Origin of the sequence: Flaviflagellibacter deserti, assembly GCF_042652085.1 — a bacterium.
Lineage (GTDB): Bacteria > Pseudomonadota > Alphaproteobacteria > Rhizobiales > Methylopilaceae > Flaviflagellibacter > Flaviflagellibacter deserti.
This window is the reverse complement of record NZ_JBHSJF010000008.1, coordinates 358,285-373,789: the sequence shown is the minus strand read 5'-3', so window position 1 is coordinate 373,789 and position 15,505 is coordinate 358,285. Positions and strand designations below refer to the sequence as shown.

Sequence of the window (15,505 nt, the reverse complement as noted above, 5' to 3'; positions counted from 1 at the left end):
GAGGGATCGCCTCCGTGGACCGGCCTCCTGGCCTAAGAAAATCCAATAAATTCCAATGGCTTGCGTATTGCCTGAAACGGCGGTCCCGGGCCTTGGGATGGAAGACGAGAGACCGTTTCGGTGCCAGCAGACGACGCGACCCCGACAGGCATGGCCGGCCGCTACGCGACCGCGCTGTATGAGCTGGCCTCCGAGGCCAAGGCCGTCGATACCGTAGACGCCGATCTCGGCCGTTTTGAAGCCCTCCTTAAGGACAGTGCCGATCTGCAGCGCCTGGTGAAGAGCCCCGTCTTTTCATCGGAAGAGCAGCTGAAGGCGATCTCCGCCGTTCTCGACGCCGCCAAGATCGGTGGCATCGCCGGCAACCTGATCCGCCTCGCCGCGCAGAACCGCCGCCTGTTCGCGATCCAGGGCATCATCCGCAGCTTCCGCGCCATCGTGGCCAAGGCTCGCGGCGAACTCACAGCCGAAGTGACGGTGGCCGAGCCGCTGTCCGACGCGCGCATGAAGGACGTCAAGGACGCCCTCAAGGAGATCACGTCGAAGGACGTGAAGGTCGACGTCAAGGTCGATTCCAAGATTATCGGTGGCATCATCGTGCAGCTCGGCAGCCGCATGGTCGACGCCTCGGTTCGAACCAAACTTTCCGCCATCCAACACGCCATGAAAGAGGTGCGCTGATGGACATCCGCGCCGCTGAGATCTCCGCGATCCTCAAGGACCAGATCAAGAATTTCGGACAGGAAGCCGAAGTCTCCGAAGTCGGACAGGTTCTGTCCGTCGGTGACGGCATCGCCCGCATCTATGGCCTCGACCAGGTCCAGGCCGGCGAGATGGTCGAGTTCCCCGGCGGCGTCCGGGGCATGGCCCTCAACCTCGAAACCGACAATGTCGGCGTCGTCATCTTCGGCTCGGACCGCGAAATCAAGGAAGGCGACACCGTCAAGCGCACGGGCGCCATCGTCGACGTTCCGGTCGGCAAGGGCCTCCTCGGCCGCGTCGTCGACGCTCTCGGCAACCCGATCGACGGCAAGGGCCCGATCGAATACACCGAGCGCCGCCGCGTCGACGTCAAGGCGCCGGGCATCATTCCGCGCAAGTCGGTCCATGAGCCGATGCAGACGGGCCTCAAGGCGATCGACGCCCTGATCCCGGTCGGCCGCGGCCAGCGCGAGCTCGTCATCGGCGATCGCCAGACCGGCAAGACCGCCGTCATCCTCGACGCCATTCTCAACCAGAAGCCCATCAACCAGGGCACGGACGAGAAGGCCAAGCTCTACTGCGTCTACGTCGCGATCGGCCAGAAGCGGTCGACCGTGGCGCAGTTCGTGAAGGTGCTCGAAGAGAACGGCGCGCTCGATTATTCGATCGTCATCGCAGCGACCGCCTCCGACCCGGCTCCGATGCAGTTCCTGGCGCCCTTCGCCGGCTGCGCCATGGGCGAATTCTTCCGCGACAACGGCATGCATGCCCTGATCGCATATGACGACCTCTCCAAGCAGGCCGTCGCCTATCGTCAGATGTCGCTCCTGCTGCGCCGCCCGCCGGGCCGCGAAGCCTATCCGGGCGACGTGTTCTACCTTCACTCGCGTCTCCTCGAGCGCGCCGCGAAGCTGAACGACGAGAACGGCGCCGGTTCGCTGACCGCTCTCCCGGTCATCGAAACGCAGGCGAACGACGTGTCGGCCTACATCCCGACCAACGTGATCTCGATCACCGACGGCCAGATCTTCCTCGAGACGGACCTGTTCTACCAGGGCATCCGCCCGGCGGTGAACGTCGGTCTCTCGGTGTCGCGCGTCGGCTCCTCCGCCCAGATCAAGGCGATGAAGCAGGTCGCCGGCAAGATCAAAGGCGAGCTCGCGCAGTACCGCGAAATGGCGGCCTTCGCGCAGTTCGGCTCTGACCTCGACGCCACGACCCAGAAGCTCCTGAACCGCGGTTCGCGCCTCACCGAACTCCTGAAGCAGCAGCAGTTCTCGCCGCTGAAGGTCGAGGAGCAGGTCGTGTCGATCTATGCCGGCACCAACGGTTATCTCGACAACCTGCCGGTCTCGAAGGTCCTGCCGTTCGAAGCGGGTCTCCTGAGCTACCTGCACGCCAACCACCAGGACCTGCTCGACGCGATCCGCACCTCGAAGGAAATCTCCAGCGACAACGGCGCCAAGCTGAAGTCGGCGGTCGATGCCTTCGCCAAGACCTTCGCCTGACGAGCTGAGACCCGATGGCTTCGCTTAAAGACCTCCGCAACCGCATCGCCTCCGTCAAGGCGACGCAGAAGATCACCAAGGCGATGCAGATGGTCGCCGCGGCGAAGCTGCGTCGCGCCCAGATGGCGGCCGAGGCTGCGCGTCCTTATGCGGAGCGCATGGACCGCGTTCTGGCCAATCTTGCGGCCGGCCTTGCCAATTCGCCGGACGCCCCGCTGCTGCTCCGCGGCACCGGCCGCGACCAGAAGCACCTGCTGATCGTCGCGACCGCCGAGCGTGGCCTGGCAGGCGCGTTCAACTCGTCGATCTCGCGTCTCGCACGCGAACACGCCAACCGCCTGATCGCGGAAGGCAAGGACGTCACGATCCTTCCGGTCGGCCGCAAGGGCGCTGAAATCCTGCGCCGTACCTTCGCGAGTCGTCTGGAATCGGCCGTCGATCTTCGCGAAGTGAAGCAGATCGGCTTCTCGAACGCGCAATCGATCGCCGAAAGCGTGATCGCCCGCTTCGAGGCCGGCGAGTTCGACGTCGCGACCCTGTTCTTCTCGCGTTTCCGCTCGGTGATCTCGCAGGTCCCGACGGCGCAGCAGATCATCCCGGCGCAGATCCCGGTCGAAGCGACGGAAGGCCCAGCCGTTCCGTACGAGTTCGAGCCGGACGAGAACGAGATCCTCGCCGATCTTCTGCCGCGGAACGTTGCTATCCAGATCTTCCGCGCTCTCCTCGAGAACGCGGCGTCCGAGCAGGGCGCGCGCATGAGCGCGATGGACAACGCCACGCGCAATGCCGGCGACATGATCAAGAAGCTGACGATGAACTACAACCGTACTCGTCAGGCGCAGATCACCAAGGAACTCATCGAAATCATCTCGGGCGCCGAGGCGCTCTGAGCGAACGAGGAGGATCGGCCATGGCTTACAAGACCTCTGCAACGACCAAGGGCGGCCGCAACGGCCGTGCGATCCTCGCCGATGGCGGGCTCGCGCTCGCCATGGCCCTGCCGAAGGATCTCGGCGGCAGCGGCGAGGGCCATAACCCCGAACAGCTGTTCGCTCTGGGTTACTCGGCCTGCTTCGGCCAGGCGCTTCTCGTTCTCGGCAAGAAGCACGGCGTCGACACGCAGGATGCCCGCGTGACGGCCGACGTCACTCTTCACGTCGATGGCGGCTTCTCGCTCGCCGTCGAGCTCACGGTGTCCATCCCCGGCGTCGACAAGGACAAGGTCCAGGCGCTGATCGAGGACGCCCACACCGTTTGCCCCTATTCCAAGGCGACGATGGGGAACATCCCCGTCAAGCTGATCGCCGCCTGACCGGACCGGATTCAAGGAGACTACCTATGGCCATCGCAACGGGACGCATCGCCCAGGTCATCGGCGCCGTCGTCGACGTTCAGTTCGACGAACATCTGCCGCAGATCCTGAACGCGCTGGAGACGCGGAACCAGGGCAACCGCCTGGTTCTGGAGGTCGCCCAGCACCTCGGCGAGAACACTGTCCGCACGATCGCGATGGACTCGACCGAAGGTCTGGTCCGTGGCCAGCCGGTCACCGACACGGGCGCCGCGATCACGGTGCCGGTCGGCGAGGCCACGCTCGGCCGCATCATGAACGTCATCGGCGAGCCGGTCGACGAAGCCGGCCCGATCAAGGGTGAAGGCACGCGCGGCATTCACCAGCCCGCCCCGTCCTACGCCGAGCAGGCCACCGAGTCGGAGATTCTGGTCACCGGCATCAAGGTCGTCGACCTGCTGGCTCCCTATTCCAAGGGCGGCAAGGTCGGATTGTTCGGTGGCGCCGGCGTCGGCAAGACCGTTCTGATCATGGAGTTGATCAACAACATCGCGAAGGCCCACGGCGGCTATTCGGTGTTCGCCGGCGTCGGCGAGCGCACCCGCGAAGGCAACGACCTCTATCACGAGATGATCGAGTCGAACGTCAACAAGGACCCGAAGGAGAACGGCGGTTCGACTGCCGGCTCCAAGTGCGCCCTCGTCTACGGCCAGATGAACGAGCCCCCGGGCGCCCGCGCCCGCGTCGCGCTGACCGGCCTGACCGTCGCCGAGAACTTCCGCGACCAGGGTCAGGACGTGCTGTTCTTCGTCGACAACATCTTCCGCTTCACCCAAGCGGGTTCGGAAGTGTCGGCGCTTCTCGGCCGTATTCCTTCGGCGGTGGGTTACCAGCCGACGCTCGCGACCGACATGGGCGCGCTGCAGGAACGCATCACCACCACGACCAAGGGCTCGATCACCTCGGTGCAGGCGATCTACGTCCCGGCCGACGACCTGACCGACCCGGCCCCGGCCGCCTCGTTCGCCCATCTTGACGCGACGACCGTTCTGTCGCGCTCGATCGCCGAAAAGGGCATCTATCCGGCGGTCGACCCGCTCGACTCGACCTCGCGCATGCTCTCGCCGGCGATCCTCGGCGAGGAGCACTACAATGTCGCCCGTCAGGTCCAGCAGATCCTGCAGCGTTACAAGGCTCTCCAGGACATCATCGCCATTCTCGGCATGGACGAGTTGTCGGAAGACGACAAGGTCACGGTCGCCCGCGCCCGCAAGATCGAGCGCTTCCTGTCGCAGCCGTTCCACGTCGCCGAGATCTTCACCGGTTCGCCGGGCAAGCTCGTGGCGCTCGAAGACACGATCAAGAGCTTCAAGGGTCTGGTCGAAGGCAAGTACGATCACCTGCCGGAAGCCGCCTTCTACATGGTCGGCTCGATCGACGAAGCCATCGAGAAGGCCCAGAAGCTCGCCGCCGAAGCGGCCTGATCTGAAAGGTTACGGTAGCCGGTGAACACGAAGGTCATCCTTCTCGTACTCGGCCTCCTCGCCGGAGGCCTCACCGGCTACGTCACCCGTCCGGAGTCCGCGGAGATCAATCTCCCCGGCCTGAACATCCAGATCACGGGCGAGGGCCGGGCGGAGAGCGGCGGCAAGCTGACCTCCGACCAGTGGCAGCACATCGGAATCTTCGCCGCGATCGGTGCAATCATCGGGCTCGGTCTGGGCTTCGTCGTCGGCGGTGGCCGGCGCATCTAAGGAACTAAGAGCATGGCCAGCTTCCCCTTCGAACTCGTCTCTCCGGAACGCCTCGTCGTTTCCGAGGAAGCAGACGAAGTGACGGTGCCGGGCATCGAGGGCGAGTTCACCGTGCTCGCCGGCCACGCGCCGTTCATCACCGTCCTGCGTCCGGGTATCGTGACCGCTCGCAGCGGCTCGAACGCGCGTCGTTATTATGTCCGTGGCGGCTTCGCCGAGGTGAATCCGACCGGCCTGACGATCCTCGCCGACCTCGCGCTGCCGGTCGAGGAGCTGAACGACGCCCGCTTTGCGACCGAGATCGCCGCAGCCGAGCACGCAATCTCGCTCGCGCATGACGACGAGAGCCGCGCGAAGGCACAGCAGCAGCTCGCCTGGATCAAGGACCTGCAGGCGCTCGTGGTGCCTCACCACGTCCACGCCTCACACTGACGATTTTACCTCTCCCAGCGGGAGAGGTCGGCACAAAGCGGCAGCTTTGGCCGGGTGAGGGGTACGCCCTCTCGACAGGTCTTACCCCTCACCCCGCTCGAACCTGCCGGTTTGAGTCGCCCTCTCCCCGAGGGAGAGGGAAGCGAGGCCTAATATGCCCTTCTCAGCAGATGCTTGGAGCGCCAACGCGGCGCTCTACGAGACGATCCGCACCATGCCCTTCAACGAGGCGCTGGCGGCCGGCACGCTGACCGAGGACCGGTTCAAGCACTACATCATCCAGGACGCCCATTATCTGATCGCGTTCGGCCGTGCCCTCGCGGTCGCGGCGGCCAAGGCAGACGATACCGACGGGATCGTGCAGTTTGCCGAAGGAGCCAAGGTCGCGATCATTGTCGAGCGGGCCCTGCACGCCGACTATTTCAAGCAGTTCGGGGTGACGCCGGCCGATTTCGAGAAGACTCCGCTCTCGCCCGTCTGCCATCATTATTCGAACTTCCTAGTCGCGACGGCGTGGTCGGAGAGCTATCCGCTCGTTCTGGCGGCGCTCCTGCCCTGCTTCTGGATATACGCCAGGGTCGGCACCGACATCCTCGGCCGCGCCGCTTCGCCCAATCCCTATCAGGCCTGGATCGACACCTATGCCGGCGAGGACTTCCACGAAGCGGTGAACGCCGTCATCGCCACGACCGACCGCGTCGCCGCCAAGGCGGCACCGGAAACGGTCGCGGCGATGCACGCCGCGTTCAAGCGGGCGACGCAGCTCGAATGGATGTTCTGGGATTCCGCATGGCGGCTCGGCGACTGGCCGGTCTGACCGCCCCCGCGGATTCCCGGGAACGTGATCAGACGACGGGCGTCTTGTTCTTGTCGAACACGCTCATGTCTGCGGATCCAGGTTCAGGTGCGCATGCACCAGTTCCGGCGGTGTCAGCGCGAGCCACTGATTGAGCGATAGATCCGTGTAATAGCTGCTCTTGAACGTCTCGATGAAGCGCACGGTCGTATCGCCGAAGGGATGGCCAGGTACGCCTTGGTGCTAGCCGAGCGGCGCCGAATAGACGGCGAAAGCCTCCGCGACCTTCTCATAGACCGGCCGCCGGAACGGCACGACGAGGGCCGGCAGCATGGCCAGCGGGAAGAAGCCCCAGGCGTCGAACTCGGGGTCCTCGTCGCAGCCCTCGACATCCATCCGGATTTCGTCGAGCGAACCCTCCAGACGGAAGGCGACCCAGCGCTGTTTCTGCCCCCGGAACGGCGCGAGCTTGTGCGTCGTCGGACCGTCGTAGGGTGGAAAATCGTAGGTCCACCAGTGCTCGGTAACGCCGAGGACCGAGGCGGTCCTCACGCCAGTCTCTTCCCAGAGTTCGCGGCGGGCGGCTGCGATGATGTCCTCCCCCTCGTCGATGCCGCCCTGCGGCATCTGCCAGGCGGTTGCGGGATCGATCAGTTCCGGGCCCGAGGAGGCGAAGCGATGGCCCGCGAAGACGAGGCCGTCGCGGTTGAACAGGGCAACGCCGACATTCGGGCGGTAGGGTTTATCGCTCACTTCGCAACCAGAGGCGCGAGTTCCGCGATCACTTCCTCATAGGCCGCGCGCTTGAACGGCACGATGATACCGGTGAGGTTTTCGATCTTCTCCCAGCGCCACTCGATGAACTCGGCCTTGTGGTGGCCGCCGCCGGGCTTCTCGACGTCGATTTCCTTGTCCTTGCCGGTGAAGCGGAGCGCGAACCATTTCTGCTTTTGGCCGCGATAGCGCCCCTTCCAGGCCTTGCCGACGATGTCCGGGGGCAGGTCATAGGTCACCCAATCCCTGGTCTCTCCGATCTTCTCGACCGATTTGACGTTCGTCTCCTCGTAGAGCTCGCGAAGCGCCGCCTCGTAGACGTCCTCACCGTCATCGATACCGCCCTGCGGCATCTGCCAGGCAAAGGTCTCGCCGATTTCCTGGCCGCCCGGCGCGCGGCGACCGACAAAGGCGAGACCATCGCGGTTGACGAGCATGACGCCCACGCAGGGGCGGTAAGGCAGGCTTTCGGGATCGCCCATGGCACTCAGGAAGGGTTGGACAGTTTCACGACGGCGCTGACCGGGACGAGCGAAATGCCCTTGGCGTTGAGCCCGGCCGCCCAGCGCTCGACGCTCGTGAGCGTCACCGGCAAGGCGCTGGCGACGCCGATGACCGAGCCTTCATTGCGAGCGCGGTCCTCAAGACGAGCCAGAGCGGCATCGATCATCGCCGCTTCGGGTGTCTCGTCAATGACCATCTCGGCGCGTGCGACCGAGGCACCCGAATCGGTCGCGAGCTTGGACACGACGCTGCGCGGCGAGACGCCCGTATCGAGGAAAGCGAGGCCCCGGCGCGCCGTCTCGGTCAGGATCGGCATCAGGGCTTCCTCGTTGCCGATGAACTTGGCGCCCATCAGATTAGTGACGCCGAAATAACCGCCGAAGCGGCTCATGACCCATTTCAGACGGTCGATATTGGCGTCGGTCGGCAGCGCGGTCAGCAGGGTCTGGGGACCGGGATCGTTGTTCGGGTAGTCGAACGGCTCCATCGGTATCTGCAGCATGATCTCGTGGCCGTGGGCGCGCGCCTTGTTGATCCAGGTCTGCAAATCCGCGCCATAGGGCGTAAAGCCGAGAGTGATCTGGCCCGGCAGCTTCTCGATCACCGCCTCGGTGGTCTTGTCGGCGATGCCGAGCCCACCGATCAGGAGCGCGACCTTGGGGCGGCGGTCCTCGGCTTCGGCGACCGAGGTCGAGGAATAGACGTCGAGCGGCCGGCGACCATCCTCGCCGATCTTCGGCAAGGCACCCTGCTTGACGGTCTCCGACAGCGCCGGATCGACGCCCGAAAACGGACCTTTCGGACTTCCGTTCGGCGACGGCACCTTGATGATGAGAGGTCCGCTCTTTCCTGCCTGTTCACCAGGCTCCGCCTTCGCGGGTCCGCTTGCATTGGCACCGGATGCGGATTGCGTCTGCGGCGCGGCCTGTGTGCCGTCGGTTGGCGTCGTGGGGCGAGTGCGCTGCCGTTCGATCTTCGCGATCGCCGATGGCTCGCCTCCCAGAGGATCGTCGACGATGGCGACCCACGCCACGGGGACCAGAAGGACAATGCCGATCAGCCCGGCGAGATAGGGCATCACATCAGGAAGACGGCGCTTCGGCCGCTTCGACGTTCCGAGAGGGACGTTCAGGTCGTCGTCCGCCGCCACGGCTGGCACCCGAGCAAAAAGAAAGCGGCTGCGAATCTAATCGCAGCCGCTGATTCTCGTAAGCTGACCTGTGAAAAAGGTCAGTTGGCAACCTTCTTCGGAGCCTTGGAGCCCGCATCGGACTTCTTGGCCATCTGGGCGCACTCGGCGCTGAGTTCGCCGGGCTTCGGCGGGAAGGTCGCATCGGTCGCCGTGCCGCGCAGGAGCTCAAGCGCCTTCTGCAGCTGGACGTCGTCCTTCGGATCCGGCGGAACATAGGCCGATGATCCGCCGCCCTTATCCTTGTCCTTGTCGTCGTTCGAGATCTCGTCCTGCGAGACCGGATCGGCCTGGCGCGGCTTCTCGCCGGTGCCGAGCAGGTGCCCGCGCAGACCGGCTTCGCCCTGCGTGCGGTCCTTGCCCTTCAGCTCGTCCGGGATCACCGGCTCGACCATGATGTCCGGCTCGATGCCCTTGGCCTGGATCGAGCGGCCGCACGGCGTGTAGTAGCGGGCGGTGGTCAGCGACAGGGCGCCGTTATTGCCCATGGTGATGAGCGTCTGCACCGAACCCTTGCCGAACGAACGCGTGCCGAGGATCGTCGCGCGCTTGTGGTCCTGCAGGGCGCCGGAGACGATCTCCGACGCGGAAGCGGAACCGCCATTGATCAGCACGATGATCGGCTTGCCATTCGTCAAGTCGCCGGAACGTGCGCTGTAGCGCTGCACGTCTTCCGGCTGGCGGCCGCGGGTGGAGACCACCTCGCCGCGCTCGAGCACGGTGTCGACGACCTGAATCGACTGGTCGAGCAGACCACCCGGATTGTTACGCAGGTCGATGACGTAGCCCTTCAGATCCTTGTCCTGGATCTTCGAGTGAATGTCCTCGATCGCCTTCTGCATGCCTTCGGCCGTCTGCTCGCTGAACGAGGCGAGGCGGATATAGCCGACATCGGTGCCTTCGGTGCGGTGCTTGACGACCTGAATGCGGATCAGGTCGCGCACGAGCTTGACCTCGAGCGGCTCCGAATCCTTGCGCATGATCTTGAGCACGATCGGCGTGTTCACCGGTCCGCGCATCTTCTCGACCGCCTGTTGCAACGTCAGGCCCTCGATCGGATCACCGTCGATATGGGTGATGATGTCGTTGGCGAGGATGCCGGCGCGGGCCGCTGGCGTGTCGTCGATCGGGCTGACGACCTTCACCAGATTGTTTTCCATCGAGACTTCGATGCCGAGGCCGCCGAACTCGCCGCGAATGTCGACCTGGCGGTCGCGATAGCGCTTGGCGTCCATGTAGCTCGAATGCGGATCGAGGCCCGCGAGCATGCCGTTGATGGCGGTCTCGATCAGCTTCGAGTCGTCCGGCTTCTCGACATAGTCGGCGCGGATGCGCTCGAACACGTCACCGAAGAGATTGAGGCTGCGATACGTGTCCGCGTTCGCCGCTGCCCAGGCCTTGGTGAAAAGACCCGGCTCCTGGACGACGCTCATCGCGGTGGCGCCGAGAAGGGCGCCGGCAAAAACAAGGGAAACCTTACGCATCATCCACGGACCTTCTCGGCAGTGCTGCTGGCCCACCAGGGGCTAGGATCGATCGACTGGCCGTCCTTGCGAAATTCCACATACAGCACGGGCTGTGCGGAATTCGCAGTGACGAGCGAAGCTACTTTACTATTTTCGCCCATTTGGGCGACGGGTTCGCCGGTCAGAACGAACTGCCCCAGAGAGACATCGATCTTGTCCATTCCCGCCAAGAGGACATGGTATCCACCGCCAGCGTTCAGGATCAAGAGTTGTCCGTAAGATCGGAACGGCCCCGCATAGACCACCCAGCCGTCGCAGGGCGCTGTTACTTGAGCCGCCGCTCGCGTCAAAATTGAGACGCCCTTGCGCTGTCCGCCAAATTCATCGTCTTCGCCGAACCCGAAAATGCGTTCGCCGGAGGCCGGAAGCGGCAACATGCCCCTCGCGGAAGAGAAGGCGATCGCCGGCGACATGCGGCCCGGATCGTTGAGGGCGGCGAAGTCGGAACGGCCGGGATTGACCGGTGGCTGGGCCGCTGCCGCGGCGGCTGCGGCGTCGCGGGCGGTCGCGACATCCCGCTCCATCCGGGCGATCAAATCTTCGAGAGATTTCACCTCGCGGGAAAGCTGCTGGCTGCGATCCTGCTCTTCGACGAGGGCTTTCTCCCGCTCCTCCTGCCGCCGCTGGCGGGCATCGACGAGCAGCTTTAGGCGCGCCTGCGAAGCGTCGAGATCGGCTCGATCGGCGGTGAGTCTGTTCCTCTCGACCGAGATGTCATTGCGGACGCGATTCAGCTCCGCCAGGTCCTGCGCCAATTCCTCGGTCTGCTCGCGAATCTCCGGCAGGACCGTGCCGAGCAGCATCGCCGAGCGGACGGAGGTGAGCGCATCCTCCGGCTGAACGAGAAGAGCTGGCGGCGGCTGGCGACCCATCCGCTGGAGCGCGGCGAGGAGTTCGGCGACGACGGCACGGCTGCCATCGAGCTTCTTGCGGACATCGGCCTCGTCCTCGCCGAGATCGGTGAGGCGCTGCTCCGTCGCGCTCATCTTGGTCTCGGTGTCGCGGATCTTTCCCGCCGTGCGAACGAGATCGGCGTTGAGCTCGGCGCGTTCGCGCGACAAGACCTCGATCTCGGCGTGGATCGCGGTCTCGGACTTTTTGGAGCGCTCAAGCTCTCCCTTGCGATCCTGGAGCTCTTTCTGCCTGATCTCGGGGTCGGATTGCTGGTCCTGTGCCTGGGCAAGCACAGGGGCCGAGCAAAGGCCGGCCACGAACAGTCCGCGTAGAAGAAGTGAGCCTGAATACCGCCGCATCGGCTCAGTGAAGTCCCGCAAGCATTGACGATCCATTAACCACTTGCCGGCGCTCCAGTCACTCCCGGTGATAGGGATGTCCCGAGAGAATGGTCGTAGTGCGATAGAGCTGCTCGGCCAAAAGCACGCGCACGAGCTGGTGCGGCATGGTCAGTCCGCCGAAGGACAGCACCATTGCAGCCCTCGCTCGGACTGTCTCGTCAAGTCCGTCAGCACCGCCGATGGCGAATTGAAGAGCCGATGCCCCCTCGTCGCGCCAACGGCCGATGCGGGCCGAAAATTCCGTGCTGGAGGGGGATTTGCCGCGCTCGTCGAGAACGATCAGGGGCGAGGACGAATCAAGGAGCGCGAGAATGGCCTGCGCTTCGTCGCGCTTGCGATCTTCCGGCCGGCGCGACCGGCTCTCCGGAATTTCGCGTATGTCGAAGGGTCCGAGCGAAATGGCGCGCCCGGCCTGTTCCGCACGTTCGAGATATCGGGCCGCGAGTTCACGCTCAGGCCCGTCCTTCATGCGCCCGACGGCGGCGACAACAATCCTCATGCCGCCGTCATGATACGCTCAGACGACCAGCCGCTCTTCCGGACGGTCGGCGGACCACATCTTCTCGAGATTGTAGAAGGCGCGGACTTCCGGGCGGAAGATGTGGAGGATCACGTCTCCCGCATCGATCAGCACCCAGTCGGCCGTGTTCATGCCTTCGACCCGAGGCTTGCCGGCACCGGCATCCTTCAGACCTTGCACGACGCGATCGGCAATCGAGGCTACGTGGCGGTTGGAGCGTCCCTGGGTGACCACCATCTGGTCCGCCAGGGAAGATTTTCCCTTCAGATCGATCGCGACGGTCTCTTCGGCTTTCGCCTCGTCGAGAAGGCCGTGGATCAGGGAAATCAGGCCGTCTCCCGAAAAGGGGCCGGCGCTTGTCGGAAGCACAGTCAAGGCTGGCTCCGGGGTCTGGTGCATCTGCAGTGGTATCGCCCTCGATGAGTGCGGATCATGTCCGCACCGTCATGATAATGGGCCCAGATGACGTATTCTTCAAGCTGGCTCGGGTGAAGCGCCCTGGCGGACGGCCGTCGAGGACAGGTCGGAGCGGGGGCCGTGCAGGAAAACCCATGATGGCGGCTTGAGGTCGGCGAGCATCGCCGCGTCGCTTTCCTCGATCCGGTATGGTCTTAGCCATTGCGCCGCGTTCGAGCGCACGGCCGAATGCGTCGTGCCCGGCCGGTCGATCACGGCGATCGGCATCTGCCGGGCGATTCCCCGCCAATCGCGCCATCGTGAAAAGTCGCGCAGATTGTCGCCGCCCATGATCCAGACGAAGCGGACGCCCGGGCAGCGGGCCTTGAGTGCCTTCAGACTGTCGATCGTGAAATGCGTGCCGAGCGTGGCCTCGATGCCGGTCGGGACAATGCGGGGATCGCGCATCACGCGACCAACGATGGCAATGCGCTCGGCGAGTGGACGGAGACCGTTCGTCTCCTTCAGCGGATTGCCGGGCGTGACCAGCAGCCAGACGCGATCGAGGCCAAGCCGTTTGAGAGCACGCTCGGCGACCATGCGATGCGCGGCATGGGCCGGGTTGAACGAACCGCCGTAGAGACCGATCCGCATGCCCGGCACCGAGGCCGGGAGCCGCTCCGTCACGGCCGGGTCTGGCCCGACCCGCGGACGCGGTATTTGAAGCTCGTCAGTTGCTCCAGCCCGACCGGACCGCGCGCATGCATGCGGCCGGTTGCGATGCCGATCTCGGCGCCGAAGCCGAATTCTCCGCCGTCGGCGAATTGGGTCGATGCATTGTGCAGGACGATGGCGGAATCGACTTCCCGCAGGAACCGCTCGGCGGCATCGGTGTCGCCGGTCAGGATCGCATCGGTGTGATGTGAGCCGTGGGTCTCGATGTGCTCGATCGCGGCATTGAGGCCGTCGACGACGCCGACCGCGATGATCGAGTCGAGGAACTCGGTCGCCCAGTCCTCCTCGGTCACCGTCGTCACGCGCGGATCGACCGCCCGCGTCGCCTGATCGCCGCGAACTGCGCAGCCGGCATCGAGCAGCATGGTCACGAGCGGCGCGAGATGTGTCCCAGCGAGGGCCCTATCGACGAGCAGCGTCTCGACCGCACCGCAGACGCCGGTGCGGCGGAGCTTGGCGTTCAGGACGATGGTTTTTGCCATGTCGAGATCGCAAGGAGCGTGGACGTAGATGTGGCAGTTGCCGTCAAGGTGCGAGAATACCGGCACCTTCGCTTCCGACTGGACACGGGCGACGAGGCTCTTGCCGCCGCGCGGCACCATGACGTCGAGATTGCCGTCGAGGCCCGACAGCATCTCGCCGACGGCGGCACGGTCGCGGGTCGGCACCATCTGGACGGAGGCCTCGGGCAGGCCCGTCTCGCGCAGCGCCTCGACGATTGCGGCATGGATCGCCGACGAGGAGCGGAAGCTGTCCGATCCGCCGCGCAGGATCACCGCATTGCCCGACTTCAGCGTTAGCGCGGCGGCGTCAGCGGTGACATTCGGGCGGCTTTCATAGACGACGCCGATGACGCCGATGGGCCAGGAGACGCGCTCGAATTCGAGGCCGTTCGGACGGGTCCAGCCCGCCAGCACTCGGCCCACCGGATCTTCCAGCGCGGCCACGGTCTCAATGCCCTCGGCCATGCCTTCGATGCGCTTGTCGTTGAGGATCAGCCGGTCGATCAGCGCGCCGGTCGAGCCCGCCTTGCGCGCCTCTGCGACGTCGATCTCGTTTGCGGCGAGGATATCCGGTGCATGACGGCGGATCGAGGCGGCCATGGCCTTGAGCGCGCGATCCTTCTCCGGTCGGCCGGCAAGCGCCAGCACCCGCGCGGCGGCACTGGCCGAGCGCCCGATTTCGCTCATAACCGAAGAAATATTCGAAGCCGACGCGACCTCTTGGGCCTTTAGTGCGTTCAGCCCCTGGGTGGCAACATTCATGACCATACTCGAAAACTCTAATCGCGCGTCTTCTATACGGCAGAAAACGCGGAGCGACACACTGAATACAGCCGCCGGAACGCAGCTGCGTATTGGCACGTCCGGCTGGCATTATGGCAGTTGGCGCGGCCCCTTCTACCCAAAGGAAGTGAAGATAAAGGAGCTCCTCAGCTTCTACGCAAGCCGCTTCGATACCGCCGAGATCAACAACTCCTTTTATCGGCTGCCGACGGTCAAGGCGATCGACGAATGGCGCGAGACCGTTCCCGAGGGCTTCGTCTTCGCCTGGAAGGCATCACGGTTCATCACCCATTTCCGCCGGCTGAAGGACTGCGAAGACAGCATCGAGATGGTGTTCGGCAGAATGTCCGGCCTCGGACCGGCTTTCGGACCAGTGCTCTTCCAATTGCCTCCGCAGATGAAGGTCGATCGCGAGCGACTCGCGAGCTTCCTGACGCAACTGCCGAAGGAACACCGCTACACGTTCGAGTTCCGCGACGAGAGCTGGTACGAGCCGGCGATCTTCAACCTGCTGCGCGACCACAATATCGCGCTTTGCATCAGCGACCATGCTGCCGCCCCGGCACCACCGGAGGCTACCGCGGATTTCGTGTATGTACGAGGTCACGGGACAGACGGGCGCTATGCCGGCAGCTACGCGGACGACGCCTTGTCGGACACGGCGGCGGCGATTGCAGGCTGGCGCAAGGAGGGTCGCGACGTCTTCGTCTACTTCGACAATGACCAGAAAAGCGCCGCGCCGAAAGACGCGGAGCGGCTGGTCGCTATGACGAGCGATTAACGCCCGTCAATTGCAT

The 15,505-nt window shown here is 64.7% G+C and carries 18 protein-coding genes; 9 read left to right on the top strand and 9 right to left on the bottom strand.

Annotation, left to right across the window (positions count from 1 at the left end):
- Positions 1–120: 120 nt before the first annotated feature.
- From ACFPFW_RS17535 to tenA, 8 genes are all read left to right on the top strand, one after another.
- Positions 121–681: a F0F1 ATP synthase subunit delta gene (locus tag ACFPFW_RS17535; RefSeq protein WP_114957856.1), complete on the top strand. Its 561-nt coding sequence runs from the start codon at positions 121–123 to the stop codon at positions 679–681.
- Entirely contained in the window at positions 681–2,210 is a 1,530-nt protein-coding gene (gene atpA / locus ACFPFW_RS17530; RefSeq protein ID WP_114957857.1) for a F0F1 ATP synthase subunit alpha, read from the top strand. Before ACFPFW_RS17535 ends, atpA begins: the two co-directional genes overlap by 1 nt.
- 14 nt (positions 2,211–2,224) lie before the next feature.
- Positions 2,225–3,100, top strand: coding sequence for a F0F1 ATP synthase subunit gamma (locus ACFPFW_RS17525; RefSeq protein ID WP_114957858.1), 876 nt, complete (start codon positions 2,225–2,227; stop codon positions 3,098–3,100).
- Positions 3,101–3,120: 20 nt separating this feature from the next.
- Positions 3,121–3,522 (top strand): organic hydroperoxide resistance protein, encoded by a 402-nt coding sequence (locus tag ACFPFW_RS17520; RefSeq protein ID WP_114957859.1) that lies wholly within the window; start codon positions 3,121–3,123, stop codon positions 3,520–3,522.
- Positions 3,523–3,548: 26 nt separating this feature from the next.
- Positions 3,549–4,985, top strand: a complete 1,437-nt coding sequence (gene atpD / locus ACFPFW_RS17515; RefSeq protein WP_114957860.1) for a F0F1 ATP synthase subunit beta — start codon at positions 3,549–3,551, stop codon at positions 4,983–4,985.
- A gap of 21 nt (positions 4,986–5,006) precedes the next feature.
- On the top strand, positions 5,007–5,255 hold the full coding sequence (locus tag ACFPFW_RS17510; protein WP_114957861.1) for a hypothetical protein: 249 nt from the start codon (positions 5,007–5,009) through the stop codon (positions 5,253–5,255).
- Positions 5,256–5,267: 12 nt separating this feature from the next.
- The gene (locus ACFPFW_RS17505; RefSeq protein WP_114957862.1) at positions 5,268–5,687 is read left to right on the top strand and encodes a F0F1 ATP synthase subunit epsilon; all 420 of its coding nucleotides are present in this window, start codon (positions 5,268–5,270) and stop codon (positions 5,685–5,687) included.
- A gap of 154 nt (positions 5,688–5,841) precedes the next feature.
- Complete coding sequence (gene tenA, locus ACFPFW_RS17500) at positions 5,842–6,504, top strand: thiaminase II (RefSeq protein ID WP_114957863.1); 663 nt, start codon at positions 5,842–5,844, stop codon at positions 6,502–6,504.
- A gap of 222 nt (positions 6,505–6,726) precedes the next feature.
- Here the strand turns inward: tenA and ACFPFW_RS17495 are convergent, their stop codons facing one another.
- From ACFPFW_RS17495 to ACFPFW_RS17455, 9 genes are all read right to left on the bottom strand, one after another.
- Positions 6,727–7,236 carry an RNA pyrophosphohydrolase gene (locus tag ACFPFW_RS17495; RefSeq protein ID WP_114957864.1) on the bottom strand — a complete coding sequence of 170 codons (510 nt, stop codon included), beginning with the start codon at positions 7,234–7,236 and terminating at the stop codon, positions 6,727–6,729.
- Positions 7,233–7,739 (bottom strand): RNA pyrophosphohydrolase, encoded by a 507-nt coding sequence (locus ACFPFW_RS17490; RefSeq protein WP_114957865.1) that lies wholly within the window; start codon positions 7,737–7,739, stop codon positions 7,233–7,235. Before ACFPFW_RS17490 ends, ACFPFW_RS17495 begins: the two co-directional genes overlap by 4 nt.
- 5 nt (positions 7,740–7,744) lie before the next feature.
- Positions 7,745–8,911 (bottom strand): divergent polysaccharide deacetylase family protein, encoded by a 1,167-nt coding sequence (locus ACFPFW_RS17485; RefSeq protein ID WP_114957866.1) that lies wholly within the window; start codon positions 8,909–8,911, stop codon positions 7,745–7,747.
- 80 nt (positions 8,912–8,991) lie between these two features.
- Positions 8,992–10,434 (bottom strand): S41 family peptidase, encoded by a 1,443-nt coding sequence (locus tag ACFPFW_RS17480; RefSeq protein ID WP_114957895.1) that lies wholly within the window; start codon positions 10,432–10,434, stop codon positions 8,992–8,994.
- Positions 10,434–11,729 carry a murein hydrolase activator EnvC family protein gene (locus ACFPFW_RS17475; protein ID WP_379771716.1) on the bottom strand — a complete coding sequence of 432 codons (1,296 nt, stop codon included), beginning with the start codon at positions 11,727–11,729 and terminating at the stop codon, positions 10,434–10,436. The genes ACFPFW_RS17480 and ACFPFW_RS17475 overlap by 1 nt, the downstream gene beginning before the upstream one ends.
- 58 nt (positions 11,730–11,787) lie before the next feature.
- Positions 11,788–12,270, bottom strand: a complete 483-nt coding sequence (gene rlmH / locus ACFPFW_RS17470) for a 23S rRNA (pseudouridine(1915)-N(3))-methyltransferase RlmH (protein WP_114957868.1) — start codon at positions 12,268–12,270, stop codon at positions 11,788–11,790.
- Between the two features lie 18 nt (positions 12,271–12,288).
- Positions 12,289–12,660, bottom strand: a complete 372-nt coding sequence (gene rsfS / locus ACFPFW_RS17465) for a ribosome silencing factor (RefSeq protein ID WP_379771791.1) — start codon at positions 12,658–12,660, stop codon at positions 12,289–12,291.
- A 105-nt stretch (positions 12,661–12,765) separates the two neighbouring features.
- Positions 12,766–13,374, bottom strand: coding sequence for a nicotinate-nucleotide adenylyltransferase (locus tag ACFPFW_RS17460; protein WP_114957870.1), 609 nt, complete (start codon positions 13,372–13,374; stop codon positions 12,766–12,768).
- The gene (locus ACFPFW_RS17455; protein ID WP_114957896.1) at positions 13,371–14,612 is read right to left on the bottom strand and encodes a glutamate-5-semialdehyde dehydrogenase; all 1,242 of its coding nucleotides are present in this window, start codon (positions 14,610–14,612) and stop codon (positions 13,371–13,373) included. Before ACFPFW_RS17455 ends, ACFPFW_RS17460 begins: the two co-directional genes overlap by 4 nt.
- Before the next feature lie 73 nt (positions 14,613–14,685).
- Here ACFPFW_RS17455 and ACFPFW_RS17450 point away from each other — a divergent pair, with 73 nt between their 5' ends.
- Positions 14,686–15,489, top strand: a complete 804-nt coding sequence (locus ACFPFW_RS17450; protein WP_114957871.1) for a DUF72 domain-containing protein — start codon at positions 14,686–14,688, stop codon at positions 15,487–15,489.
- Positions 15,490–15,505: the final 16 nt, after the last annotated feature.

Coding starts and splice junctions, on each gene's coding strand:
- ACFPFW_RS17525 (WP_114957858.1), top strand. CDS start 2,225: ATGGCTTCGCTTAAAGACCTCCGCAACCGCATCGCCTCCGTCAAGGCG.
- atpA (WP_114957857.1), top strand. CDS start 681: ATGGACATCCGCGCCGCTGAGATCTCCGCGATCCTCAAGGACCAGATC.
- ACFPFW_RS17475 (WP_379771716.1), bottom strand. CDS start 11,729: ATGCGGCGGTATTCAGGCTCACTTCTTCTACGCGGACTGTTCGTGGCC.
- ACFPFW_RS17490 (WP_114957865.1), bottom strand. CDS start 7,739: ATGGGCGATCCCGAAAGCCTGCCTTACCGCCCCTGCGTGGGCGTCATG.
- ACFPFW_RS17455 (WP_114957896.1), bottom strand. CDS start 14,612: ATGAGCGAAATCGGGCGCTCGGCCAGTGCCGCCGCGCGGGTGCTGGCG.
- rlmH (WP_114957868.1), bottom strand. CDS start 12,270: ATGAGGATTGTTGTCGCCGCCGTCGGGCGCATGAAGGACGGGCCTGAG.
- ACFPFW_RS17480 (WP_114957895.1), bottom strand. CDS start 10,434: ATGCGTAAGGTTTCCCTTGTTTTTGCCGGCGCCCTTCTCGGCGCCACC.
- ACFPFW_RS17450 (WP_114957871.1), top strand. CDS start 14,686: ATGACCATACTCGAAAACTCTAATCGCGCGTCTTCTATACGGCAGAAA.
- ACFPFW_RS17505 (WP_114957862.1), top strand. CDS start 5,268: ATGGCCAGCTTCCCCTTCGAACTCGTCTCTCCGGAACGCCTCGTCGTT.
- tenA (WP_114957863.1), top strand. CDS start 5,842: ATGCCCTTCTCAGCAGATGCTTGGAGCGCCAACGCGGCGCTCTACGAG.
- ACFPFW_RS17520 (WP_114957859.1), top strand. CDS start 3,121: ATGGCTTACAAGACCTCTGCAACGACCAAGGGCGGCCGCAACGGCCGT.
- atpD (WP_114957860.1), top strand. CDS start 3,549: ATGGCCATCGCAACGGGACGCATCGCCCAGGTCATCGGCGCCGTCGTC.